This window comes from Nocardioides hwasunensis, from assembly GCF_014779665.1.
Lineage (GTDB): Bacteria > Actinomycetota > Actinomycetes > Propionibacteriales > Nocardioidaceae > Nocardioides > Nocardioides hwasunensis.
Genome location: NZ_JACXYY010000005.1, coordinates 359,846 through 384,571, shown reverse-complemented (window position 1 = coordinate 384,571; position 24,726 = coordinate 359,846). Strand labels below are relative to the sequence as shown.

Below are 24,726 nucleotides of genomic sequence, written 5' to 3'. Positions count from 1 at the left end.
GGTGAGGCTCCGCCACCCCGACGGCACCGTCGTGCACCTCGGCTACGGCACCAACGTGCTGCCCGCCGAGGACGTCGAGGGCCTGATCGACCAGGTCAGCTCCTACGGCGACCGGCTCCGGCGCCACCTCGACACCGACCGCATCGGACTGGGCATGTGGCTCCCGGCCGCTGCCGCCCGCCGCCTGGCCGCAGACCCCGACTCCCTCCACCGGCTGCGCGACACCGCCGCCGAGCACGGCGTGGAGATGGTCACCCTCAACGCCTTCCCCTACGCCGCGTTCCAGGACGAGGTCGTCAAGAAGCGCGTCTACCACCCGACCTGGGCCGAGCAGGCCCGGCTCGACTACACCCTCGACGTCGCCCGGGTGCTCGCCGCGCTGCTCCCCGAGGACGCCGTGCGCGGCAGCATCTCCACGCTGCCACTGGCCTGGCGGGCACCGTGGCTGGCCGACCGGCAGGCCCACGCCGAGCTCCAGCTCAAGGCGCTCGCCGAGGGACTGGCCGAGATCGAGGCCGAGACCGGGCGCACCGTCCGCGTCGCCTTCGAGCCCGAGCCCGGCTGCGTCATCGAGACGATCGCCGAGGCCGTCGAGCGCCTCGAGGCCGCCGACCGCGAGCGCCTCGGCGTGTGCCTGGACCTGTGCCACCTCGCCGTCGGCTTCGAGGACGCTGCTGGAGCCCTCGAGCGGCTCGACGCGGCGGGCCTCGACGTGGTCAAGGTGCAGCCGGCGGCCGCCCTCGTCGTCGACGACCCGGCCGACCCCGACGCGCGTGCCGCGCTCACGGCGTACTCCGAGGACCGCTTCCTGCACCAGGTGCGCCAGCAGGTGGGCCACCGGCTCGCATCGCGCGACGACCTCCCCGACGCGCTCGAGGGCCGTCGGCCGCTCGACGTCCGCTCACCCTGGCGGGTCCACTTCCACGTCCCGGTCCACGCCGACCCCGCGCCCCCGCTGCGCAACAGCCGCGAGGAGCTGCGCTCCTCGCTGGCCGCGCTGCTCGGTGGCGACGTCGCCCGCACCGACCACCTCGAGGTCGAGACCTACACCTGGTCGGTCCTCCCCGACGGCGCACCCGCCGACGACGAGGCGCTGGCGGCCGGTCTGGCCGCCGAGCTCGACTGGGTGCACCGCGAGCTGGTCGCCCTCGGCCTGACCCCGCTCGACTGACCCCTCACCCATCCCTCCTTCTCGGACCCTCAGGACAGGACGCCACCGTGGCCCACTCACCGCTGCTCGTCATCGACGTCGTCGGCCTCACGCCCGACCTGCTCACCCACATGCCCCGCCTGCGGCGCCTCGCCGACCAGGGCTCACAGGCCACGCTGGAGCCGGTCCTGCCAGCCGTCACCTGCTCGGTCCAGTCGACGTTCCTCACCGGCGAACCGCCCCGGGGGCACGGCATCGTCGGCAACGGGTGGTACTTCCGCGAGCTCGGCGAGGTCTTCCTCTGGCGCCAGCACAACAAGCTCGTCGAGGGCGAGAAGGTGTGGGAGACGCTGCGCCGCGAGCACCCCGACTACACCGTCGCCAACGTCTGCTGGTGGTACGCCATGGGCGCCACGACCGACTACACCGTCACCCCGCGGCCGATCTACTACGCCGACGGCAAGAAGGCCCCGGACTGCTACACCCGTCCGCCGGAGCTGCACGACGAGCTCGTCGGCGCGCTCGGCGAGTTCCCGCTGTTCACCTACTGGGGCCCGACCGCCTCGATCGTCTCCAGCGAGTGGATCATCGCGGCGACCCGGCGGCTGATGCCGCGCAGCGACCTCACGCTCTGCTACGTCCCGCACCTCGACTACGACCTCCAGCGCTTCGGTCCCGACTCCGCCGAGGCCGCGCAGGCCGCTCGCGACGTCGACGGTGCGCTCGCCCCGCTGCTCGACGACGCCGAGCGCGCCGGCGTCACGGTGCTCGTGCTCTCGGAGTACGGCATCACCGCGGCCGACCAGCCGGTGGACGTCAACCGGATGCTGCGCCGCCAGGGGCTGCTCGAGGTCTACACCCAAGACGGCATGGAGTACCTCGATCCCTGGACCTCGCGCGCGTTCGCGGTCGCCGACCACCAGGTCGCGCACGTCTACGTCGACGACGACGCCGACCTCGAGACGGTGCGCGGCCTCTGCGCCGACCTGCCCGGCGTCGACCAGGTGCTCGACCGCGAGGCACAGGCGGCGTACGGCATCGACCACGAGCGTGCCGGCGACCTGGTGCTGGTCGCCGACGAGACCGCGTGGTTCACCTACTACTACTGGCTCGACGACGAGCGCGCGCCCGACTTCGCGCGCGGCGTGGAGATCCACCGCAAGCCCGGCTACGACCCGGCCGAGCTGTTCTTCGACCCCGACGACCGCGCGGTCAAGCTCAAGGCCGGCCTCACGCTGGCCAGGAAGATGGCCGGGCTGCGCTACGCGATGAAGGTCGTGCCGCTCGATCCGGCACCCGTCCGCGGCACGCACGGCCGGTTGCCGAAGGACCCCGCCGGCGGTCCGGTCGTGCTCTGCAGCACTCCGGACACGGTCTCGGGGTCGGTGCCCGCGACCGACGTGCGCGACCTCATCCTGAGGCTCGCCCGCACCTCTTGACGTCAAGAAAACCTGACCCCGGTGTCGGACGCGGGACGTGGACGACCCAGAATCTCTGCATGCGCCTGGACCACGTCAGCTTCGCCGCCGGACCTGATGGACTCGCCAGCACCGCTCAGCGCCTCGGGGGGCTGCTCGGCACGGACTTCGTCGACGGCGGCGTGCACCCACGCTTCGGCACCCGCAACATGATCCTCCCGCTGTCGGACGGCACCTACATGGAGGTCGTCGAGGTGCTCGACCACCCGGCGAGCGACAAGGCCCCGTTCGGCCAGGCCGTCCGCGCGCGATCCGCGCTCGGCGGCGGCTGGATGGGCTGGGTCGTCTCCGTCGACGACATCGAGCCGATCGAGGCACGCCTGGGCCGCGAGTCGGTCAAGGGCAACCGCCACCGTCCCGACGGCACCGAGCTGCTGTGGCGCCAGATCGGCGTCAACGGCCTGCTCTCCGACCCGCAGCTGCCCTTCTTCGTCCAGTGGCAGTCGGACCCCGGGATGCACCCGAGCAGCGGCTCGACCGGTGACTTCTCCCTGGCCTGTCTGGAGATCGCCGGCGACCCGCAGCGGGTCAGCGAGTGGCTCGGCGAGACCGTCGAGTCCCCGCTGGAGGACGTGAAGGTCGAGTGGGTCGCCCCCAACGGCACCCCGGGCATCGTCGCGGTGCAGCTCCAGACGCCGAACGGCCTCGTGCGCCTCTGATCGGGTGAGACCCCGGCCGAGCCCGAACATCTGGAACACCCCCGAGCTCTACGAGCTCGAGAACCGTGCCGCCGACCCGCACGACCGCATCGCCACCGCGATGCGGGAGATCGGGGACTGGGCCGGTCGCACCGTGCTCGACGTCGGCTGCGGGAGCGGCTTCCACCTGCCGCTGTGGGCTGCGAGCGCCGCCCGGGTCGTCGGCGTGGAGCCGCACCCTCCCCTGGTCGCGCTCGCCCGTCGGCGTACGCGCTCGCTCGCGCACGTCTCCGTCCTCGAGGGCGGCGCCCAGTCCCTGCCCGTCCCGGACGCGTCGGTCGACGTCGCCCACGCCCGCTGGGCCTACTTCTTCGGCCCGGGCTCGGAGCCGGGGCTGCGCGAGCTCGACCGCGTCGTACGCCGCGGTGGCACCGCGTTCGTGATCGACAACGACCCGACGCGCTCGACGTTCGGGCGCTGGTTCCGCCGGGGCTTCCCCGAGGTCGACCCGGTGGCGGTGGAGCGGTTCTGGTCGATGCACGGCTGGCGGCGCCGGCCGGTCGAGATGGGCTGGTCCTTCGGCTCGCGCGAGGACCTCGAGTCGGTCGTCCGCATCGAGCTGCCGCCCGAGGCCGCGGAGGAGGCGCTGGCCTCCCACACCGGCACGACGGTCGACTACGCCGTCAACCTCTGGTGGCGCCACTACTGAGCGGCGAACCTCGCCATCGTGCTGCCGGACCACGTCTGGGTGACCCGGACGTCCTGCTCGGCTCCGGCGCGCTCGCACACGCCCGTCGACACCGTGCAGCGCACGACCTGCACGGTCTGGTCGTAGCCCCGCACCTGCCCGTCGCCGCCCCAGGGGTCTGCGACCGGCAGCACGAAGCTGTCGTCGCTCTCCCACGCCGCGCGATACATCCAGGCCTCGCCCCAGGACGCGACGAGGTCGCGCGGCACGTCGACCTCGTCCCACTCGCCGTCCCGGACATCCCAGACCCGGGGCAGGTCGGAGGTGAGCAGGTGGTGGCCGTCGGGCGAGACCGACAAGGTGCGCTGGATCGTGCTGTCCGCGCACCCGTGGCCGATCGGGCTCCAGGCGGCGTCCTCGATGACGTAGCCGGTCACGCAGGTGCCGGTGGGGTCGGTGGTGTCGTCGTAGACGAGGAGCGCATCCGCCGGGACATGGGTGTCGCGGTAGCCGTCCGGAGGGTCGATCTCGACGGTGCTGCCGTCGTCGCCGAGGAGGTACGGGGTTCCGACGCCTCGGTCGAACGGGGCACCCTCGTAGATCAGCCCCTCGTCGGTGAAGCCGGCCATCCGCAGGTTGGTGTAGTAGCCGTCGGTCCCGTCGGCCCGCGGCTGGTGCGGCACCTCGGTGGTGGTCATGGTGTCGAGGTCGACGACCCACCTGCCGAGCGCGGCACGATGACCGTCCGGTGAGACCACCACGCGGGCGTCACCCATGCCGTGGTCCCAGGTCTCGGAGGGGAGCCTGCGCAGCGTGCCGTCACGCGACAGCACTGCCACGGCGATGTCGCTCTCGCCCGCGCCGAGGAAGACCAGCCAACCCCCGGCCACCTCCTGCGGGGCCATCGACCGGTTGACCTCCTCCGGAACGGCGAACACCTCGCCGCTCGACCACAGACCGCCCCGGCCGAAGAACGGCAGCGCGGCAGCCTGGCCCTCGGGCAGCGAGCGCGCCCACTCCAGGCCGGCCTGGCTGCCACGACCGGAGTCGGCGACCTGGGTGTCGGCGGTTCCGGGAGCGACGTGGGGCAGGGCGAGAACGCCGCCGACCACCGCTGCGACGCCGAGGGCCAGTCCACCGAGGTCGCGTCGGCGTCGCCGCGCCCGGCCACCCGCGAGAGCGGTGCGGGCCAGGCCGGGCGGCACCGTGGTGTCGTCGACGGCGGACGTGAGCTGGGTGCGGAGCTGGGTGTCGAGCGTCATCGGGAGGCCCCTGAGTAGTCGCGGGTGTCGGCGGACAGGCCGCGCATGACGGCCAGGGCGCGCGAGGCGTGGAACTTCACCGCGCCGGCGCTGCAGCCGAGCGCCTCTGCGATCTGCGCCTCGGAGAGGTCGTCGTAGTAGCGCAGCACCATCACGGCGCGCTGCCGCGGGGAGAGCCGTGCGAGCAGGGCGAAGACCTGGTCGCGGTCCTCGGGCCCGGCCTGGTGCACGGGCACGTCGGGCACCTCGTCGGTCACCACCTCACCGCGCCGGGTGCGCTGGCGGGTGCGGTCGATCGCGGCCCGGGTCATGATCGAGCGGACGTAGGCCTCCTGGGAGCCCCGGCGCTCGATGCGCGCCCAGGCGACGTACGCCTTCTCGAGCGCGGTCTGCACGAGATCCTCGGCAGCGTGCTGGTCACCCGCGGTGAGCAGTCGCGCCGTCCGCAGCAGGGCTGCGGAGCGGGCGTCCACGAAGGCGACGAAGTCGTCGTCTCGTCGGGCCACGGCCCCTCCTCGTTCGTCGTCGGTCCTCTGCCCGAAAGGACGACGGCGGGGCCGGGCCGGTTGACGTCGGGGTCAGCTGGACTCGCGGATCGCCAGGGTCGGCTCGAGCAGGACACCCCACGTCTCGACCGGCTGGTGGGTGAGCAGCAGCCGCAGGGTGCGCACGATCTCCACCGCGACGTCCTCGAGCGGTTGGCGCACGGACGTCAGGCCCACCGGGTAGACCTGCGCGACCTGGGAGTCGTCGAAGCCCACCACCGCGATGTCGCGGCCCGGGGCGAGCTGGCGGATCCAGAGCGTGTGCATCACGCCCATCGCGAGCGTGTCGGACGCGCAGACGAACGCCGTCGGGCGTGACTCGTCGAGCAGCACGGCTGCCGCCTCGGCGCCGCTGTGGACGACGTCCTCCACGCGGGAGGCGAGGCCGGTGGTCGAGAGGCCGTTGTCGTGCATCGTCCTCAGCCAGCCCGCACGCCGGTCCTCGCCGATCGGGGAGTCCTTGCGCCAGCCGATCCACGCGATGCGCGTGTGCCCGCGGTCGATGAGGTGCTGGGTGGCGAGGCGGGTGCCGGCCGCGCCGTCGACGTCGACCCAGATGTGGCGCGGCTCCTCGTCGTCCCAGGGCCGGCCGAAGGCCACGAACGGTGCGCGCTGCTGGCTGAGCCAGGCGGCCTGCGGGTTGCCGAGGTAGGTGTCGGTGACCACGAAGGCGTCGACCGCGGTCGAGCGGAGCAGGTTGTCGTATCCGCCCACGGGGTCCTCGTCGTCACCCGGGAAGAGCAGGACGTGGTAGCCGGCCTCCTCGCTCGCCTCGACGAGCGAGTGCACGAACCGGTCCATGGCCGCGTTGGCCGTGCCCTCCTGGACCGGGGCGAAGCGCAGGCCGATCAGCTGGGACGTGCGGGTGCGGAGGTTGCGGGCTGCGCGGTTGGGCGAGTAGCCGAGCTCGGCGATCGTCTGCCGGACGCGCTCGAGGGTGTCGGGGCGCAGCAGGTCGGGGTTGTTGACCGCGTTGGAGACCGTCTGGCGCGAGACGCCGGCGCGCTCGGCGACGTCGGCGAGGGTCGGTGGCGTGACCGGCAGCTGGCTGCCGGGCCGGCTCTCGATGCGCGCCATTCCCCCGTGCCCCCTTGATCGATCCAAGTGCGAGCACTATAAGCCCGTGTCCGCGGCTCAAACGGGTGAAGGGCCCTCGCGAGTATGAGTCGCAAGGGCCCTTCGGGCGACCGGATCATGTGACGACCTCCGGTCGATGGCTCCTCCTCGACGGTCCCCACGCCTGCGTCACCCAGTCGCGGCGGCCGGCCCGCCGAAGCGAGCTGACCGGATGGACCCTCGTCTCCGAGTCATCCCGCCTCCCGTTGCCGGGCGGCGTGGGAGAAGTTCTACGCGCTCGGACGAGGGCCGCGCAAGGGGGTTCCCGACGCGACCTCGCGTCCACCGGTTCGTCCACCGATCCGGGCCTCCCGTCCCCAGCAGGACCCACACTCATCCACAGGCTCGGATCTCGATCCACAAGAACTCGGCCGTCCTGTGGAGATGCGGTCTGGACCGGCCGCGTCGTCGGTGATCGGGTGTTGGTGGGCGGTTGGATGATCGTGTCGTGACACACGCAGATGCACGCCCGTGCCCGACACCGGTCCGGGCGGCCGTCGTCCTCGTCGGCCTGCTCGCGGCGACCGCGTGCTCGGTCGGCCCCGGCGGCACGCCCGACGTCCGCCCCGGGCCCTCGACGCCTGTGGCGCCCCCGTCCACCGAGGTGCCGGACACGCCCGACCCCGGACCGACGCCACTGCTCAGTGCCGTCGACGCCGCAGCGGACGACCCGGCCGCCGCCCGTGCGGAGGTGCGAGAGCTGCTGGCACGAGGCGCCGACACCACGATCCGCTCGGGGGAGGTCACGACGGCGCAGGAGCTGGCGCGCTCTCGCGGCCTGGACTCCCTGGCCCGCCTGCTGGCCCGCGCCGACGACCCGGTGCCCCGGCCCCGCGACGCGCTCCTTCGCGCCGCTGCGAGCGGCGACGCCGACGGCGCGGCACTGGCGGTCCGGGCAGGTGCCCCGCTCGAGGCGCGTGATGCGCGCAGGCGTACGCCCCTCCTGCTCGCGGTCATCGACGACCGTCTCGAGGTGGCCGACCTCCTCGCCCGACTCGGCGCCGACCCCGACGCGGTCGACGCACAGCAGGACACCCCGTGGCTGGTCACCGGAGTGACCGGGTCGGTCGCGATGGGCCAGCTGCTCCTGCCGCTCGACCCCGACGTCACGCTGCGCAACCGCTACGGAGGCGTCTCGATCATCCCTGCCTCCGAGCGGGGCCACGTCGCCTACGTGCGCTGGGCACTGCAGCACACCGACATCGACGTCGACCACGTCAACGACCTCGGCTGGACCGCCCTGCTCGAGGCGGTGGTGCTCGGCGAGGGGACCGAGCGCTGGCAGCGGATCGTGACGATCCTGCTGCGCCACGGTGCCGACCGCTCGATCCCGGACCGCGACGGCGTCACGGCGCTGGCTCATGCGCGCGCCCGGGGGTACGACGAGATCGCGGCCCTCCTCTCCCGGTGAGCGTCCGCCCGGGTGTCGGTGGCCTCGCCTAGCGTGGCCGCCATGTCGACCAAGACCGCCAGGCAGCGTTCCACCTACCGCTGCACCGAGTGTGGCTGGGAGACGGTCAAGTGGGTCGGGCGCTGCGGCGAGTGCCAGGCCTGGGGCTCGGTCGCCGAGGCGGGAGCACCCACGCTGCGCGCCGCCGCCGGGCCGGTGTCGACCCCCGCCATCCCGATCGGGCAGGTCCCGATCACCGAGTCCGTCGCGCGGCCCAGTGGCGTCCCGGAGCTCGACCGGGTGCTCGGCGGCGGCCTGGTGCCCGGCGCGGCGATCCTGCTGGCCGGTGAGCCCGGCGTCGGCAAGAGCACCCTGCTCCTCGAGGTCGCCGCGCAGACCGCCCGCACCCGCCAGCGCACCCTCTACGTCACCGGTGAGGAGTCGGCCGCCCAGGTGAGGATCCGCGCCGACCGCACCGGCGGCGTCCACGACGAGCTGTTCCTCGCCGCGGAGACCGACCTGGGGGCGGTGCTGACCCACATCGAGGAGGTCCGTCCCACGCTGATCGTGGTCGACTCGATCCAGACCATCGGCGCCTCCGGCATCGACGGTGTCCCCGGCGGCGTCACCCAGGTCAAGGAGGTCGCTGCCGCCCTGATCCGGGTCGCCAAGACCCGCAACATCACCACGATGATCGTCGGCCACGTCACCAAGGACGGCTCGATCGCCGGCCCGCGGGTGCTCGAGCACCTCGTCGACGTGGTCCTGCACTTCGAGGGCGAGCGCAACTCCCGCTTCCGGATGGTCCGCGCCATGAAGAACCGCTACGGCCCCGTCGACGAGGTCGGCTGCTTCGACCTCTCCTCCGACGGCATCCAGGCCGTCACCGACCCGACCGGCCTCTTCGTGGAGCACCACTCCCAAGACGTCGCCGGCACGTGCGTCGCCGTCACCATGGAGGGGCGCCGCCCCCTGCTCGCCGAGGTGCAGGCCCTGCTCACGCCGTCGCCGCTGGAGCGGCCGCGTCGGACGGTCTCGGGCGTGGAGTCCTCCCGGGTCGACATGGTGCTCGCGGTGCTCCAGCGCCATGCCCGCCTGCGCATCACCGGCAGCGACACGTTCGTCGCGACCGTCGGCGGCGCCCGGCTGCACGACCCGGCCGCCGACCTGGCGATCGCCGTCGCCGTGGCCAGCTCCCACCTCAGCGTGCCCGCACCGCGCGGCGCCGTCGCGATCGGCGAGATCGGCCTGGCCGGCGAGCTGCGCCGCGTGCGCGACCTGCCCCAGCGCGTGGCCGAGGCCGCCCGGCTGGGCTTCAAGGTCGCCGTCGTCCCCCGCGGTCGGGTGCTCGCCGGCGAGCGCGGCATCCCCTCGCACCGCACGGTCGACGGGCTGCGGGTGGTCGAGGTGGACGACGTCTTCGGCGCCCTGCTGACCCTCGACCTGACGCCTCCGCTCTAGACCGCGCCGCACCCGTCACCGCGGCTGCCACCGCACGGTGCCGGGACCGGCAGGTCACGGCTTCCTCACGCCTTGACCGCGCGAGCGTCCAGACCGGGCCCGCGCCCTACACTTCACCGGGGGCGCACGGGGGCGCCACGGACAGAGCACGCGGAGGACCCGGTGGCAGAGCGCAACGACGAGCAGCTCAGGCTGCGCGCGACCTTGGCCTCGATCGCACCCGGTACGCCGCTGCGCGACGGTCTCGAGCGGATCCTCCGCGGCCGCACAGGTGCCCTCATCGTGCTCGGCCAGGACCGGCTGGTCGAGTCGATCTCGACCGGCGGCTTCACCCTCGACGTGCCCTTCACCGCGACCGGGCTGCGCGAGTTGGCCAAGATGGACGGCGCGATCGTCATCGACAAGGACATCACCCGCATCCACCGGGCCGCGGTGCACCTGATGCCGGACCACACGATCCCGTCCGAGGAGACCGGCACGCGGCACCGCACCGCCGAGCGCGTCGCCAAGCAGACCGGCCACCCGGTCGTGTCGGTCTCCCAGTCGATGCAGATCATCGCGGCCTACGTCGGCCAGATCCGCCACGTGCTCGAGGACTCCGGCAAGATCCTGTCCCGCGCCAACCAGGCCCTGGCCACCCTCGAGCGCTACAAGCTCCGTCTCGACGAGGTCTCCGCGACGCTGTCCGCGCTCGAGATCGAGGACCTCGTCACCGTGCGCGACGTCGCCGTGGTCGCTCAGCGCCTCGAGATGGTCATCCGGATCGCCCGCGAGATCGAGGACTACGTCCTCGAGCTCGGCACCGACGGACGACTGCTGTCCCTCCAGCTCGAGGAGCTCGTCACCGGAGTCGACGCCGAGCGCGAGCTCGTGGTCCGCGACTACCTTCCCTCCGGCAGGCGTCGTCAGGCCAGCCCCGAGTCCCACCTCGCCGAGCTCGAGGGCCTCTCCCCCACCGAGCTCGTCGACCCTGCTGCCGTCGCGCGCGCCATCGGCCTCGGTGGGGCCGAGCACCTCGACGCCGCCGTCGCACCCCGCGGCTACCGCCTGCTCGCCAAGGTGCCGCGCCTCCCGGTCGCGGTCGTCGACCGGCTCGTCGACCACTTCGGCGGCCTCCAGCAGCTGCTCTCCGCCGGGATCGACGACCTCCAGGCCGTCGACGGCGTCGGCGAGCTCCGCGCCCGCTCCGTGCGCGAGGGCCTCTCCCGCCTCGCCGAGTCGAGCATCACCGAGCGCTACATCTGAGTACCCGCAGCCGCGAGCGACGCAACGGCTCGGGGCGTGGGCGGACCGGGCCAGCCCGGGACCGCAACCGCCGCACGTGTCCGAGAAGTGGCCCTCCACCCGCTTGGCCGCCTACAACGGCCACACGTGTCCGCGATCTCGCCCCTCGAGGGCACCGCGCGGGGCGACATCTGACACACGTGTCCGAGATGTCGCCCGCGCTCACGTCGTACGCCCACCATCGCCACACGTGTTCGCGATCTCGCCCCACGATCGCGCTGCGCGGGGCGACGTCTGACACACGTGTCCGAGATGTCGCCCTCGCTCTCGTCGTACGCCCACCATCGCCACGCGTGTCCGAGATGTCGCCCGTCGATGGCGCTGCGCGGGCCGACGTCTGACACACATGTCCGAGATGTGGCCCGCGCTCTCGTCGTACGCCCACCATCGCCACACGTGTCCGCGATCTCGCCCCTCGATCGCGCTGCGCGGGGCGACGCCTGACACACGTGTCCGAGAAGTGGCCCCCGACCCGCTCGACCAAGGGCCACATCTCGGACACGTGTCCGCGATGTGGCCCCGAGGCGAGCAGGCCGTACCACCCGGACAGCGGTCAGTGGGACACGAGCAGAGCGCCGAGAACCTGTCTCACGCACCGCTCGATCCCGAGGTGGTCCGCCGATTTTCCGAGCCCGGCAGGATGTCGCCGCCCTCGGGCGCAGCGTTCGACGACACGCGTTGCAGCGGAGGCCGGGCCACGCTCGCGACGCAGGACGGTGGGTGGACCACCGCCCGAGCGCCTCAGCCCGCGCTGTTGCCGCCGCCCTGGTTGTTCTTGCTCTTGTCCTTGTTCTTGTTCTTCCCGCCCTGCGGCTGCGGGTCGACGGTCTGGGTGACCACCGGGGGCGTCGGGGGGACGAGCTCGAACTGGACGTCGGTCTCGTTGCCACCGAGCGCGGCCGCCTGGACGTGGTAGAAGCCCGGCATCGCCCACTTGGTGCGGGCGGTGCAGCCGTCGTCGGAGCGCTTCGCCGACCAGGTCACCACGACGGGGGCGTCGACGGCCTGACGGATCACCACGTCCTGGGCCGGGATCGACGCCGGGCACTGGCGGCTGCTCCAGATGTCGTCGCTGCCGGAGGTGATGGTCACCGTCATCGTCTCGGCCGAGGCCTGCCAGGTGCAGGCCTCGGAGATGGCGGTGCGGAGGTTGATCGTCAGCGCGATGTCGGATCCGCCGGGCGCCGAGGTGATCGCCGGCGTGGCGACGATGTCGGAGTCGACGCACGGGCCCGTGGGCTCGGCCAGGACCGGCTCGGGCGGCGGAGCGGGCTCCTGCTGCTGCTGGTTCTTCTTGCCCTTGCCGCCCTTCTTGCCCGTCGGCGCCTGGGCGGTCGGGCCGGCCGTCGGCGCGGGCGTCGTCTCGACGCTCGCCCCGGCCTGGGTCGCGGTGCCACCGGCAGGGTCCTGGGCGTCGGACGAGCCACCCAGCCAGCGCGCGAGGACGACGACGAGCACGAGCGGGACGCCGAGCACGACGAGGCGCCGGATCCAGTAGACCCGGGCCGGCAACGGCCTGCGAGGTCGTCTGGTCGTCGGCATGGCCCCAGGCTAGGGAGCGGGCGGCCCGTCTCGGCGGAGGCGCACCGGCTCACCTACGATCGCCGCGATGGACTCCTATCCCCGCGTGCTGCACGACGCCGTGATCGACTGGTACGACAACCACGCGCGCGAGCTGCCCTGGCGCGGGCTCGAGGCCACGCCGTGGTCGGTGATGGTCAGCGAGCTCATGCTGCAGCAGACCCCGGTGGCCCGGGTGCTGCCCGTCCACGCCCTCTGGCTCGAGCGCTGGCCGACGCCGGCCGACCTCGCCGGGGAGTCCACCGGCGAGGCGGTGCGGATGTGGGGCCGGCTGGGCTATCCCCGCCGCGCACTGCGGCTGCACGCCGCCGCGATCGCGATCGTCGAGCGGCACGGCGGCGAGGTGCCCGCGTCGTACGACGACCTGCTCGCGCTCCCGGGCGTCGGCGACTACACCGCCTCGGCCATCGCCAGCTTCGCCTTCGGCCAGCGCCACGTCGTCCTCGACACCAACGTCCGCCGGGTGCTGACCCGAGTCGTGACGGGCGAGGAGTTCCCCGCGCCCGCCGTGACCCGCGCCGAGCGGGACGTCGCGACCGCGCTGCTGCCGGACGACCCGGCCACCGCCGCGACGTGGGCCGTCGCGACGATGGAGCTGGGTGCGCTCGTCTGCACCGCGCGCCAGCCCGCGTGCCACGCCTGCCCGGTCGCCGAGGCGTGCGCCTGGCGCGGCGCCGGGTTCCCGGCGTACGACGGCCCGCCCCGTCGCGGACAGGCGTGGGCCGGCACCGACCGGCAGTGCCGCGGCCGGATCATGGCCCTCGTGCGTGAGAACGACGCGGTCACGGCCGCGCAGGTCGAAGCCGCGTGGCCGACGACCGACCAGCGCGAGCGCTGCCTGGCCGGGCTGGTCGACGACGGCCTCCTGACGCAGACCACCCCGGGGCGCTGGGCGCTCCCGGGGTGATCGGCTGACTGCCAGGCTGGTCGTCAGGCGGGGTCGCGAGGGATGTCCACCGGACCCTCGGAGTCGTCGGGACCCTCGAGGTTGCCCTCGTCGTCACGCTGCGGCTCGAGCGCCAGGTCGGCGGTCTCGAGCGGCGGCATGTCGGGCACCGCGGAGTTCTTCTGGCCCTTGAAGACGAACTTCGCTGCCGGGCCCTCTCCCTCGACGTCGACCAGGATGATCTGACCGGGGCCGACCTCGCCGAAGAGCATCTTCTCGGCGAGCACGTCCTCGATCTCGCGCTGCACCGTGCGACGCAGCGGGCGCGCGCCGAGCACCGGGTCGAACCCGCGCTCGGCGAGCAGCGCCTTGGCGCCCTGCGTGAGCTCGAGCGACATGTCGCGGTCCTTCATCCGCAGCTCGACCGCGTCGATCATGTTGTCGACCATCGCGACGATCTGCTCCTGCGACAGCGGCGGGAACACGACGATCTCGTCGACACGGTTGAGGAACTCGGGGCGGAAGTGCTGCTTGAGCTCCTCCGAGACCTTGCTCTTCATCCGCTCGTAGGAGCCGGCCGGGTCCGCGCCGACCGCGCCGAAGCCGAGGTTGACGCTCTTGGCGATGTCACGCGAGCCGAGGTTGGTGGTCATGATGATGACGGTGTTCTTGAAGTCGACCACGCGACCCTGGGAGTCGGTCAGGCGACCTTCCTCGAGGATCTGCAACAGGCTGTTGAAGATGTCGGGGTGAGCCTTCTCGACCTCGTCGAAGAGCACCACGGAGAACGGCTTGCGGCGCACCTTCTCGGTGAGCTGCCCGCCCTCCTCGTAACCGACGTATCCGGGCGGCGAACCGAAGAGCCGCGACACGGTGTGCTTCTCGGAGAACTCGCTCATGTCGAGCTGGATGAGGGCGTCCTCGTCGCCGAAGAGGAACTCGGCGAGCGTCTTCGACAGCCACGTCTTGCCGACGCCCGAGGGGCCGGCGAAGATGAACGACCCACCGGGACGCTTCGGGTCCTTGAGGCCCGCACGCGTGCGCCGGATGGCGCGGGAGAGGGCCTTGACGGCCTCCTCCTGGCCGATGACGCGCTTGTGGAGCTCGTCCTCCATCTTGAGCAGCCGGGTCGACTCCTCCTCGGAGAGCTTGACGATCGGGATGCCCGTGGCCACGGCCAGGACCTCGGCGATCAGCTCCTCGTCGACCTCGGCGATCTCGTCGAGGTCACCGGCACGCCACTGCTTCTCGCGCTCGGACCTGCGGGCGGAGAGCTGCTTCTCCTCGTCGCGCAGGCGCGCGGCGGCCTCGAAGTCCTGCCCGTCGATCGCGGCCTCCTTGCGCTGGCGCACGTCACCGATCTTCTCGTCGTACTCGCGCAGGTCCGGCGGCGCGGTCATCCGGCGGATGCGCAGGCGCGAACCGGCCTCGTCGATGAGGTCGATGGCCTTGTCCGGCAGGAACCGGTCGGAGATGTAGCGGTCGGCCAGCGTCGCGGCGGAGACCAGGGCCTCGTCGGTGATCGTGACGCGGTGGTGGGCCTCGTAGCGGTCGCGCAGGCCCTTGAGCATCTCGATCGTGTGCGCGATCGAGGGCTCCTGCACCTGGATGGGCTGGAAGCGGCGCTCGAGCGCGGCGTCCTTCTCGAGGTACTTGCGGTACTCGTCGAGCGTGGTCGCGCCGATGGTCTGGAGCTCGCCGCGGGCCAGCATCGGCTTGAGGATGCTGGCGGCGTCGATCGCGCCCTCGGCCGCGCCGGCGCCGACGAGGGTGTGGATCTCGTCGATGAACAGCACGATGTCGCCGCGGGTGCGGATCTCCTTGAGCACCTTCTTGAGGCGCTCCTCGAAGTCACCGCGGTAGCGCGAGCCGGCCACCAGCGCGCCCAGGTCGAGCGTGTAGATCTGCTTGTCCTTCAGCGTCTCGGGCACGTTGCCCTTGACGATGTCCTGCGCGAGGCCGGCCACGATGGTGGTCTTGCCGACGCCGGGCTCGCCGATGAGGACGGGGTTGTTCTTCGTGCGGCGCGACAGGATCTGCATCACGCGCTCGATCTCCTGCTCGCGCCCGATGACTGGGTCGAGCTTGCCCTCGCGGGCGGCCTGGGTGAGGTTCTGGCCGAACTGGTCGAGGACGAGCGAGCTCGAGGGCGCCTCGCCGCCCGAGCCCGAGGTCTGGGCGCCGGCCGCGGCCGACTCCTTGCCCTGGAAGCCGCTGAGCAGCTGGATGACCTGCTGGCGCACCCGGTTGAGGTCGGCGCCGAGCTTCTGCAGCACCTGGGCGGCGACGCCCTCGCCCTCACGGATCAGGCCGAGCAGGATGTGCTCGGTGCCGATGTAGGAGTGGCCGAGCTGGAGCGCCTCGCGCAGCGAGAGCTCAAGCACCTTCTTGGCGCGGGGGGTGAACGGGATGTGGCCGGACGGGGCCTGCTGGCCCTGGCCGATGATCTCCTCGACCTGGGCGCGCACGGCCTCCAGGGAGATGTCGAGGGACTCGAGGGCCTTGGCCGCCACGCCCTCGCCCTCGTGGATGAGGCCGAGCAGGATGTGCTCGGTCCCGATGTAGTTGTGGGAGAGCATGCGGGCCTCTTCCTGGGCCAGCACGACAACTCGCCGGGCTCGGTCGGTGAACCGCTCGAACATGTGCGCTCCTCTACGTCTGCGTGGTCCGCCTGTCCCCCGCCGGAGCGGGAGCACGGACACTGGGCTCAACGCCCGACCTCAGCCTACGTGTTCCCCACGCAACATCGGAGGCGTCCGCTGACAGCGAACGCCCCGCACCCTCTCGGGGACGTGGCGCTCAGCCGTACGGGGGGTCAGTGCGCGGCGTCGTAGGCCTGCTGCACGTCAGCGGAGATGCGCCCGCGCTCGGAGACCTCCATGCCCTGGGCCTTGGCCCACTCGCGGACGTCCTTGGAGTTCGAGGCGGTGCCTGCCGAACCGTTGCTCGCCCTGCGCGTACGACGTCCACCACCGGTGACCTTGCGGGCGTGGCCCACGTAGCCGCTCACCGCCTCGCGGAGCGCGGCTGCGTTGGCGTCGTTGAGATCGATCTCGTACGACGTCCCGTCGAGGCCGAACGTGACCGTCTCGGTGGCCTCGGTCCCGTCGAGGTCGTCCACGAGAATGATGTTGACCTTCTGAGCCATGACGGTATTCCTTTTCATTCGCACGTGCGGATGAAAAGGAGTGTGGCAGGAATGCGACAATTCGACAAAAGGAGTCAGGAATACCCTGACGCAACAATTCGGCAAACGCGGGAAGAACCGTCTCGCGGCCGCCCCTCAGGCAATTCGAACCGGTGCGCGAGGATTGCGCCGCGAATTGCTCAGTGGACGCGGACCTCGAAGTCCTGCCGCGGGCACAACGCCCTCATCTCGTCGTCGAGGGTGTCGCTGCGCGTCTGGATCACGACCCCGCCACCCCAGTCGCGCACGAGGTCACAGAGCGCGGACGGGTCGAAGCTGTCCAGGCCGTAGGCGTACGGCCTGGGCATCTCGTCGCTGCGATCCACCGGAAGCTGCAGCAGCCAGTAGTTGACGAAGGTGTTGTCGCCGGGCTCCGGCGACCACCGCGACACCACGACCTTGCGGTCAGGATCCTCGAACCGCAGCAGCGTGTCGACAGCCGGGTCGAGCGCGCTCGAGCGGTCGCTCAACGAGATCGACACGACCGGCAGCATCGAGGACAGGCGATAGTCGGGCGTGCCGTGGGCGACCGGGTACCGCTCCCCGGTGACCGGCCGAGGATCTGCCGGCGGCACCTGCAGCAACAGCGTCCCGGCCAGCGCGACCGATCCGAGCACGAGAGTTCCCTGTTGGATGCGGCGCAGACCGGCCACCGCGAGGCCTCCGCGCACGGAGAGCAGCACCAGCAGCGGGGCGAGCAGCGCGAGCGTCCACGCGAACTTCTGGGGGTAGTAGCCCCACGGCCCCCCGGCCGCGCCGGCCCGCTGCCCCATCAGGTAGTGGGTGCCGACGGCTCCTGCCAGGCCCACCACGACCGCGCCGACGAGATCGATGCGCACCGTGGACCACGTCGACAGCAGCACGAGCACACCGAACGGAACCAGCCAGAACACCGGCGGGAGGTTCTGACCGAACGGCGGGAACAGGCCCTCCGCGGCCAGGCCGCCGGACGCGGCCGCGAAATCGGCTCGGGTGACGAAGCCGGCGTACGCCACCAGCAGGGCCAGGGGCGACAACCAGGCCAGCATCGCGAGACCGCGCAGGTCGAGGTGCGCGCGCCACCGCCAGCAGACCACGGCGACGCCGAGTGCGGCCGGCGCCAGCACGAGCGGCGCCCAGGACGCGAGCAGACCCGTCCCGATGAGCGCCAGCAGGCCGGAGGAGGTCACCGGGAAGCGATCGGACGACGTCCACGCCGCCCAGGCCGCCAGGATCAGGATCGCCGCGGGCAGTGAGTTCCAGAAGCCGTAGAGGAAGACCTGACCGGCGAGCGACCAGGTCCAGGGGATCGCCGCCGCCACCAGGGTGAGGACGGCACGGGACCACCGACGTGACGATGGGACGCCGGCAGCCACCACCAGGCCCGCGAGCAGGCTCGTGGCTCCCACCAGCAGGAGCAGCACCTCGGAGGCGCGGTAGAGGTCGTGCTCCAGCAGTGCGGTCCGGTCGACCCCTGAGCGGCCGGGCGCCATGAAGAAGGCCACCACCTCGTTGGCCAGCGGTGCCGGGTTGCGGTGCGAGACCGGGACCAGGCCGCCGTCCTCGACGATGAAGCGCGCGGACACCAGGTTCCACACGCTGTCGTTGTTCATCATCCAGGCGAGCTTGGGGCTGCCGGACAGCCAGCGCACCACGGGCACCGCGACGACCTGCACCAGCGAGAGCGCCACCAGCACCGCACCCAGCACCAGGTCGGACCGATCCACGGCGAAGGCCGTGCTGCGGCGCAGCCAGAGCACGACCAGCGCGACGGCCGCGGCCACGGCCGGGAGCACCGGCAGCCACGTGACGGGTACCCCGATCACCGGCGCGACCCGCATGCTCACCGCCACCAGCGCGAGGGCTCCCGACAGCACGGTCGCGAACGCCAGGGCGGTGGTGAGCCAGCAGCGCAGGGCGAGGGTCGAGACGGCGACCGCGACGAGCACCAGCGCCGCCGGGCTGCCACCGCCGACGACGATCGCGCACGAGGCGAGCAGCGCGATGACACCCAGGCCGACGGCCACGGCCGGTCGACGGCGCTGTCCGGTGCCGAGCCCCGGACCCGGAGCATCGGACGTCGAGGGGTGCCCGTCCTCGCGGACGTGCGCCTGCTCGGCATGGGGAACGCTCGCCGACACCTCGAATACCCTCCGTGGTCCGTGGCCAAAGCGCCGATGCTACGCGTCGCGCGCCCGTCCCTCGGGCCACGGGCTAGGAATTGCGTTCGAACACCAGACGCAGACCCTGCAGCGTCAGCCACGGCGAATGCACCGTGAAACACCGGCACTCGTCGACGAGCAGAGGTGCCAGGTGGCCGGTGGCGATCACCGTGACCTCATCCGCAGCCACATCGAGCTCGGCGATCATGCGGCCCACGAGTCCCTCGACCTGGGCGGCGACGCCGAACACCAGGCCGCTCTGGAGCGCCTCGACGGTGTTCTTCGCGATGACCGATCGGGGCCGGGCGAGCTCGACCTTGCGCAGCTGCGCGCCCCGTCGCCCGAGCGCCTCGAGCGAGATCTCGAGGCCGGGCGAGATCGCACCACCGACGTACTGCCCCTGGGCGTTGACCACGTCGAACGTCGTCGCGGTGCCGAAGTCGACCACGATGGCCGGGCCGCCGTGGAGCGTCGCGGCGGCCAGCGAGTTCACGATCCGGTCCGCGCCGACCTCGCGGGGGTTGTCCATCAGCACCGGCAGGCCCGTCCTCACGCCGGGCTCGACGATGACCGCCGGCACGTCGCCGAGCTCGCGGGCGATCATCTCGCGCCACTCGTGCAGGACGGCGGGGACGGTCGAGCAGAGGGCGATCCCGTCGACGTCGTCGACCCGCTCGGCGAGCAGCCCGAGCATCAGCACCGACCACTCGTCGGCGGTGCGCCCCTCCAGCGAGCTGACCCTCCAGTGGTCGGTCACCTCCTCCCCGTCCAGCAGGCCGAGGAAGGTGTGCGTGTTGCGGATGTCGACCGCGAGCAGCGTCATAGCAGCACCTTCATCGAGGTCCGGGGTCCCCGCGGCGTTGTTCGGGGGAGCGAAGCGGAGGAGAAGAACGTCATGGGGGGGACAGGTCCATGCCGAGGTCGAGGACGATCACCGAGTGGGTCAGCGCCCCGACCGAGACGAAGTCGACGCCGGTGGCGCCGATGCGACCGGCCCGCTCGAGGGTGATCCCGCCGCTCGCCTCGAGCGGCACCCGCCCGCCCGTCCGTCGTACGGCCTCGGTCATCAGCTCGTCGGTCATGTTGTCGAGCAGGATCCGCTCCGGGGGCTCGGGCAGCGCCAGCAGCTCCTCGAGCTGCTCGAGCGTGGTCACCTCGACCTCGACCGGCAGGCCCGGGAAGCGGTCGCGGATCGCCTCCAGCGCGGGCAGCACTCCCCCGGCGGCGACGACGTGGTTGTCCTTGACCATCGCCATGTCCTGGAGGCTGGTGCGGTGGTTGACCCCACCGCCGCAGCGCACGGCGTACTTCTGCAGCGCGCGCAGACCCGGCAGCGTCTTGCGGGTGTCGAGGACGCGGGTCGGCGATCCCTCGAGCGCCTCGACCCACCGCGACGTCGCGGTGGCGATGCCCGACAAGTGCGAGGCCAGGTTGAGGGCGGTGCGCTCGGCGACCAGCATCCGCTGGGTCAGGCCGGTGATCCGCATGACGACGTCGCCCTGCGCGACGCGGGTGCCCTCGGCCACCCGGTCGGTGATCGTGGCGTCGGCGCCGAGCATGAAGAAGGCGAGCGCGCCGACGCCCAGGCCGGCGACGACACCGGGCTCGCGCGCGGCGAGGACCGCCTCGCCACGGGCGGTGAGGTCGATCGTCGACGAGCTGGTCGGATCGTCCATCGACGGGTCGGGCAGGTCCTCGGCGACCGCACGGCGGACGATCTCCCAGACGTGGTCGGGGTCCAGACCGGCTGCGGTGAGCTCGTCGAGCAGCTCGGTGGGTACGTCGTCGAGGGTGCTCATGCCGGGACCTCCGTGGTGCTCGGGTCGGTCGAGGGTGCGTGGTGCCAGACGTTGTGGACGACGCCGTCGACGAGCCACGAGTCGACGTGGCCGGCCTTCGTGTCGTCGCGGTCGGGGAAGTCCTCGCGCCAGTGGGAGCCGCGGGTCTCGGTGCGCAGCGCGGCGGCCCCGGCGAGCGCGGTGCTGATCGCGACCAGGTTGGTGGTCTCCCAGGCAGCGGGGCCGACCTCGGCGTCGCCCGGCTCGATCGCGGCGAGGAGGTCCAGCGCCTCGGCCAGCCCGTCGGCCTGCCGCAGCACGCCCACCCGGCTGGTCATCACCTCCTGCAGCGCGCGACGACGCTCCCCCGACACCAGCCCCGCTGGCCGCTCGTCACCAGCCGGCTCGGCCCAGTCGCGGAGCTCGGCGGGCAGCACCTCGGCGATCCGGCGGGAGAAGACCAGCCCCTCGAGCAGCGAGTTCGAGGCGAGACGGTTGGCGCCGTGGACACCGGAGCAGGCGACCTCTCCGGTGGCGTAGAGGCCGGCCACCGTCGTACGGCCCCAGAGGTCGGTGACCACGCCGCCCGACGCGTAGTGCTGGGCCGGGGCCACCGGGATCAGCTGCGTCACCGGATCGACCCCGTGCTCGCGGCAGACCCGGAGGATGGTGGGGAACCGTCGCTCCCAGAACTCCGCGCCCAGGTGGCGTGCGTCGAGCCACATGTGCGGCCGGCCGGTCTCGATCATCCGCCGGGTGATGGCCTTGGCCACGACGTCGCGCGGGGCGAGGTCGGCGAGCTCGTGCTGGCCCCGCATGAAGCGGTCGCCCTCGAAGTCCACCAGGAAGGCGCCCTCGCCGCGGACCGCCTCGGAGATCAGCGGCTGCTGGCCCTGGGAGTCGGGACCGAGCCACATCACGGTGGGGTGGAACTGGACGAACTCCAGGTCGCGCACCCGCGCGCCGGCGCGCATCGCGAGCGCCATGCCGTCGCCGGTGGACACGCTGGGGTTGGTCGACTGGCTGAAGACCTGGCCGAGCCCACCGGAGGCGAGCACCACGGCCCGGCAGAGCACGGCGCCGACGCCGTCGTGCTGGCCCTCGCCGAGCACGTGCAGCGTCAGCCCGGCCACCCCTCCGTCGCTCGCGCGGAGGAGGTCGACGGCGAGCGCGTGCTGGATGACCTCGATCGCGGGCGCCCGCTCGACAGCGGCGATCAGCGCCCGCTGGATCTCGGCCCCGGTCGCGTCGCCGCCCGCGTGGGCGATGCGGTCGCGGTGGTGGCCGCCCTCGCGGGTCAGGGACAGCTCGCCGTCGGGGTGCAGGTCGAACTGGGTGCCCAGCGCGATGAGCTCGCGGACCGCCTCGGGTCCCTCGGTCACCAGCACGCGCACAGCCTCGACGTCGCAGGCACCGGCGCCCGCGACGAGCGTGTCGCGCTCGTGCTGCTCGGGGGTGTCGCCCGGGCCGAGGGCCGCGGCGATGCCGCCCTGCGCCCACTGGGTGGAGCCGGCCGCGAGGACGTCCTTGGTCACGACGAGCAGGTGGAGCGAGGGATCAGCCGCATGGATCCGCAGAGCGGCGGTGAGCCCGGCGATGCCGGAGCCCACGACCACGACGTCGGCGCGGGTGGTCCAACCGGGTGCGGGTGCGCGGAGGCGACCCGGGACCGGCCGGTGGTCTGTCATCCGGGCAGGCTATCGAGCGACCAGGTCGCCGCGGCTCAGGGTCTCGTCGCCGAACGTCTCGGCCGGGTCGTGGCCGGTGGCCATGATCGCGTTGTCGGCGTCGACGAATACCACGTGCGGCTGGTGCTCCCTCGCCTCGGCAGTCTCCATCTGCCCGTAGCCGATGAGGATCACGGTGTCGCCCGGGTGCACCAGCCGGGCGGCCGCGCCGTTGATGCCGATGACGCCCGAGCCGCGCTCGCCGGCGATCGTGTACGTCTCGAGGCGGGCGCCGTTGGTGACGTCGACGATGTGCACGAGCTCGCCGGCCAGCAGGTCGGCAGCGTCGAGCAGGTCCTCGTCGACGGTCACCGACCCGACGTAGTGCAGGTCGGCCTGGGTCACGGTCGCCCGGTGGATCTTGGACTTCATCATCGTGCGCAGCATCCGTCTCAGCCGTTCCTCTCAGGGTGTGGTCGGGGCCGCGGTCGCGGTCCCCGCCGGCGCGACGACCCGGTCGAACCGGACCGCCACGTTGTCGATGAGCCTCGTCGACCCGACCCGCGCGGCCACGAGGACCCGACCCTCGCCCGTCTCGGGCGCCTCGCCGAGGTCGACGTCGGTCAGCGCGAGATAGTCGAGCTCGAGGCCGGGCTCGACGTTGAGGACCGACATCGCGGCCCAGCGTGCGGCAGGGACGCCGTACGCCGCCCGCTCCTGCGCGGCCCGGAGCGCGCGGCTGAGTGCCGCGGCGGTCCGGCGCTGGTCGGCGTCGAGGTAGCGGTTGCGGCTGGACAGCGCGAGGCCGTCGGCCTCGCGGACGGTCTCCGCGCCGATGATCTCGATGCCCATGCAGAGGTCGCGCACCATCCGCCGGATCAGCGCGAGCTGCTGGTAGTCCTTCTGCCCGAAGACGGCGACGTCGGGGCGGACGAGCCCGAAGAGCTTGGCGACGACGGTGAGCACGCCGTCGAAGTGACCCGGCCGGGAGGCGCCGTCGAGGATCGTGGCGAGGGTGCCGGGTGCGACGGTGACGCTCTCGTGGACCGAGTCGTGGCTGAAGCCGCCGGGATACATCTCCTCGACGCTCGGCGCGAAGACGACGTCGACGCCCTCGACGGCGCACACCTCGAGGTCGGCGTCGAGGGTGCGCGGGTAGCGGTCGAGGTCCTCGCCGGCCGCGAACTGCATCGGGTTGACGAAGATGCTCACCACGACCGGACCGGACGTGGCGTCACGGGCGGTGCGCATCAGGCTGGCGTGGCCCTCGTGGAGGGCGCCCATCGTCGGCACGAAGGCGATCCGGTCGCCCGAGCGCCGGGCGTCGGCGAGCAGGGCGGCCAGCTCCTCGCGGGTGCTCGCGAGGGCCGGGGTGGTCGTCATCGACGTACATCGTCCCGGTGTGCGCCGGCCCCGGCGGCCTCGGCGGCGGTGAGCACCCGGAGGATCTTCGAGGCGCGGATCGGCAGGAGCCGACCGTCGGTGACGGCGCGGTCGAGCGTGGCGTGCGCCATCGCGACGTACGACGGCAGCGTCTGCGGCGCGGTGGCGGCCAGGTCGGCGACGTGTGCGCGCACGGTCTCGACGTCGCCGCGGACGATCGGGCCGGTGAGGGCGGCGTCGCCGTCCTCGAGGGCGTTGTCGAGCGCGGCCGTCAACAGCGGGCGGAGCGTGGCGGCAGGGTCGTCGGCACCGGCTGCGGACAGGATCTCCATCGCCTCGGCGACGAGGGTGACGAGGTGGTTGGCGCCGTGTGCGAGGCCGGCGTGGTAGAGCGTGCGACGCTCCTCGGGGACCCACATGGGGCGCCCTCCGAGGTCGGCGACGAGGGATTCGGTGAGCTCGCGGTCGGGCTCGTCGGCGGTGATGCCGAAGACGCAGCCGGAGAGCCGCGGGAGGTCGACGTCGGTGCCGGTGAAGGTCATCGCCGGATGCATCGCGATCGTGCGGGCGCCGACCTCGCGGGCCGGCTCGAGCACGGCGAGGCCGTGGCGACCGCTGGTGTGCACGACGACCTGGCCCGCACGGATCGCGCCGCTGTCGCTGAGCACGCGGACGACGTTGCCGAGCATGTCGTCGGGGACGGTCAGCAGGAGCAGGTCGCTCGCGCGTGCCACGTCGGTCGGCTTGGCGACCGCGACACCGGGGAGCAGCGACTCGATGCGCCTGCGGGAGGCGTCGGACTCGCCGGCCGCTGCCACGACCTGGTGCCCGGCGGAGCGGAGTGCGGAGGCCAGGACGGCACCGACACGACCGGCGCCGACGACACCGATGGAGAGCTTCTGCATGACGACCTCTTCGTTTCAGTCCCTCGCGGGTACCGATCTACTGCGATCACCATCGAGCCTACGCCCGCGCACACAGCTGCGGAACCGAGCGCGAGCGTGACGCATCCCACTCGCCCGCTGGGGGTGGTCCAGTGGCAGATGGTCGCCCCGCCGGGGTAGTCCAGTGGCAAGTGGTCGTCCCAGAGG

General features: G+C 72.4%; 21 protein-coding genes. 8 read left to right on the top strand and 13 right to left on the bottom strand.

Going from position 1 to position 24,726, the window contains the following annotated elements:
- Position 1 precedes the first annotated feature (1 nt).
- From eboE to IEZ25_RS14215, 4 genes are read left to right on the top strand one after another with little or no spacing between them, the layout of a single operon-like run.
- Complete coding sequence (gene eboE / locus IEZ25_RS14230) at positions 2-1,171, top strand: metabolite traffic protein EboE (protein WP_191200083.1); 1,170 nt, start codon at positions 2-4, stop codon at positions 1,169-1,171.
- Between the two features lie 47 nt (positions 1,172-1,218).
- Positions 1,219-2,589, top strand: a complete 1,371-nt coding sequence (locus IEZ25_RS14225; RefSeq protein WP_191200082.1) for a nucleotide pyrophosphatase/phosphodiesterase family protein — start codon at positions 1,219-1,221, stop codon at positions 2,587-2,589.
- Between the two features lie 59 nt (positions 2,590-2,648).
- Entirely contained in the window at positions 2,649-3,287 is a 639-nt protein-coding gene (locus IEZ25_RS14220) for a VOC family protein (RefSeq protein WP_191200081.1), read from the top strand.
- Positions 3,288-3,291: 4 nt separating this feature from the next.
- Positions 3,292-3,975: a class I SAM-dependent methyltransferase gene (locus IEZ25_RS14215; RefSeq protein ID WP_318152238.1), complete on the top strand. Its 684-nt coding sequence runs from the start codon at positions 3,292-3,294 to the stop codon at positions 3,973-3,975.
- Here IEZ25_RS14215 and IEZ25_RS14210 read toward each other — a convergent pair.
- The 3 genes from IEZ25_RS14210 to IEZ25_RS14200 all read right to left on the bottom strand — a co-directional run bounded on the left by IEZ25_RS14210 (position 3,969) and on the right by IEZ25_RS14200 (position 6,838).
- Positions 3,969-5,216, bottom strand: a complete 1,248-nt coding sequence (locus IEZ25_RS14210) for a hypothetical protein (RefSeq protein ID WP_191200080.1) — start codon at positions 5,214-5,216, stop codon at positions 3,969-3,971. The genes IEZ25_RS14215 and IEZ25_RS14210 overlap by 7 nt on opposite strands.
- The gene (locus IEZ25_RS14205) at positions 5,213-5,722 is read right to left on the bottom strand and encodes a SigE family RNA polymerase sigma factor (protein WP_191200079.1); all 510 of its coding nucleotides are present in this window, start codon (positions 5,720-5,722) and stop codon (positions 5,213-5,215) included. Before IEZ25_RS14205 ends, IEZ25_RS14210 begins: the two co-directional genes overlap by 4 nt.
- 72 nt (positions 5,723-5,794) lie before the next feature.
- The gene (locus IEZ25_RS14200; RefSeq protein WP_191200078.1) at positions 5,795-6,838 is read right to left on the bottom strand and encodes a LacI family DNA-binding transcriptional regulator; all 1,044 of its coding nucleotides are present in this window, start codon (positions 6,836-6,838) and stop codon (positions 5,795-5,797) included.
- Positions 6,839-7,325: 487 nt separating this feature from the next.
- On the opposite strand from IEZ25_RS14200, the gene IEZ25_RS21520 reads away from it, so the two are divergent.
- The 3 genes from IEZ25_RS21520 to disA all read left to right on the top strand — a co-directional run bounded on the left by IEZ25_RS21520 (position 7,326) and on the right by disA (position 10,973).
- On the top strand, positions 7,326-8,288 hold the full coding sequence (locus IEZ25_RS21520; protein ID WP_224748980.1) for an ankyrin repeat domain-containing protein: 963 nt from the start codon (positions 7,326-7,328) through the stop codon (positions 8,286-8,288).
- A 42-nt stretch (positions 8,289-8,330) separates the two neighbouring features.
- A complete protein-coding gene (gene radA / locus IEZ25_RS14190) occupies positions 8,331-9,728 on the top strand; it encodes a DNA repair protein RadA (RefSeq protein WP_191200077.1) in 1,398 nt (465 codons plus the stop codon).
- A gap of 162 nt (positions 9,729-9,890) precedes the next feature.
- The gene (disA, locus tag IEZ25_RS14185) at positions 9,891-10,973 is read left to right on the top strand and encodes a DNA integrity scanning diadenylate cyclase DisA (protein ID WP_318152237.1); all 1,083 of its coding nucleotides are present in this window, start codon (positions 9,891-9,893) and stop codon (positions 10,971-10,973) included.
- Between the two features lie 780 nt (positions 10,974-11,753).
- Here the strand turns inward: disA and IEZ25_RS14180 are convergent.
- Positions 11,754-12,554 carry a hypothetical protein gene (locus tag IEZ25_RS14180; RefSeq protein ID WP_191200076.1) on the bottom strand — a complete coding sequence of 267 codons (801 nt, stop codon included), beginning with the start codon at positions 12,552-12,554 and terminating at the stop codon, positions 11,754-11,756.
- A 67-nt stretch (positions 12,555-12,621) separates the two neighbouring features.
- Between IEZ25_RS14180 and IEZ25_RS14175 the strand changes: the two genes are divergently transcribed.
- Complete coding sequence (locus IEZ25_RS14175; RefSeq protein ID WP_191200075.1) at positions 12,622-13,500, top strand: A/G-specific adenine glycosylase; 879 nt, start codon at positions 12,622-12,624, stop codon at positions 13,498-13,500.
- 23 nt (positions 13,501-13,523) lie between these two features.
- On the opposite strand, the gene IEZ25_RS14170 is transcribed toward IEZ25_RS14175, so the two are convergent.
- From IEZ25_RS14170 to IEZ25_RS14130, 9 genes are all read right to left on the bottom strand, one after another.
- Entirely contained in the window at positions 13,524-16,121 is a 2,598-nt protein-coding gene (locus IEZ25_RS14170; protein WP_191200074.1) for an ATP-dependent Clp protease ATP-binding subunit, read from the bottom strand.
- A gap of 173 nt (positions 16,122-16,294) precedes the next feature.
- Positions 16,295-16,627 carry a histone-like nucleoid-structuring protein Lsr2 gene (locus IEZ25_RS14165; RefSeq protein ID WP_191200073.1) on the bottom strand — a complete coding sequence of 111 codons (333 nt, stop codon included), beginning with the start codon at positions 16,625-16,627 and terminating at the stop codon, positions 16,295-16,297.
- Positions 16,628-16,806: 179 nt separating this feature from the next.
- On the bottom strand, positions 16,807-18,786 hold the full coding sequence (locus tag IEZ25_RS14160; RefSeq protein WP_191200072.1) for a hypothetical protein: 1,980 nt from the start codon (positions 18,784-18,786) through the stop codon (positions 16,807-16,809).
- A gap of 73 nt (positions 18,787-18,859) precedes the next feature.
- The gene (locus IEZ25_RS14155; protein ID WP_191200071.1) at positions 18,860-19,630 is read right to left on the bottom strand and encodes a type III pantothenate kinase; all 771 of its coding nucleotides are present in this window, start codon (positions 19,628-19,630) and stop codon (positions 18,860-18,862) included.
- A gap of 70 nt (positions 19,631-19,700) precedes the next feature.
- A complete protein-coding gene (nadC, locus tag IEZ25_RS14150; RefSeq protein WP_191200070.1) occupies positions 19,701-20,606 on the bottom strand; it encodes a carboxylating nicotinate-nucleotide diphosphorylase in 906 nt (301 codons plus the stop codon).
- Complete coding sequence (locus tag IEZ25_RS14145; protein WP_191200069.1) at positions 20,603-22,273, bottom strand: L-aspartate oxidase; 1,671 nt, start codon at positions 22,271-22,273, stop codon at positions 20,603-20,605. Before IEZ25_RS14145 ends, nadC begins: the two co-directional genes overlap by 4 nt.
- 9 nt (positions 22,274-22,282) lie before the next feature.
- A complete protein-coding gene (gene panD, locus IEZ25_RS14140) occupies positions 22,283-22,699 on the bottom strand; it encodes an aspartate 1-decarboxylase (RefSeq protein WP_191200068.1) in 417 nt (138 codons plus the stop codon).
- Between the two features lie 18 nt (positions 22,700-22,717).
- A complete protein-coding gene (gene panC / locus IEZ25_RS14135; RefSeq protein ID WP_191200067.1) occupies positions 22,718-23,635 on the bottom strand; it encodes a pantoate--beta-alanine ligase in 918 nt (305 codons plus the stop codon).
- A complete protein-coding gene (locus IEZ25_RS14130; RefSeq protein WP_191200066.1) occupies positions 23,632-24,540 on the bottom strand; it encodes a Rossmann-like and DUF2520 domain-containing protein in 909 nt (302 codons plus the stop codon). Before IEZ25_RS14130 ends, panC begins: the two co-directional genes overlap by 4 nt.
- Positions 24,541-24,726: the final 186 nt, after the last annotated feature.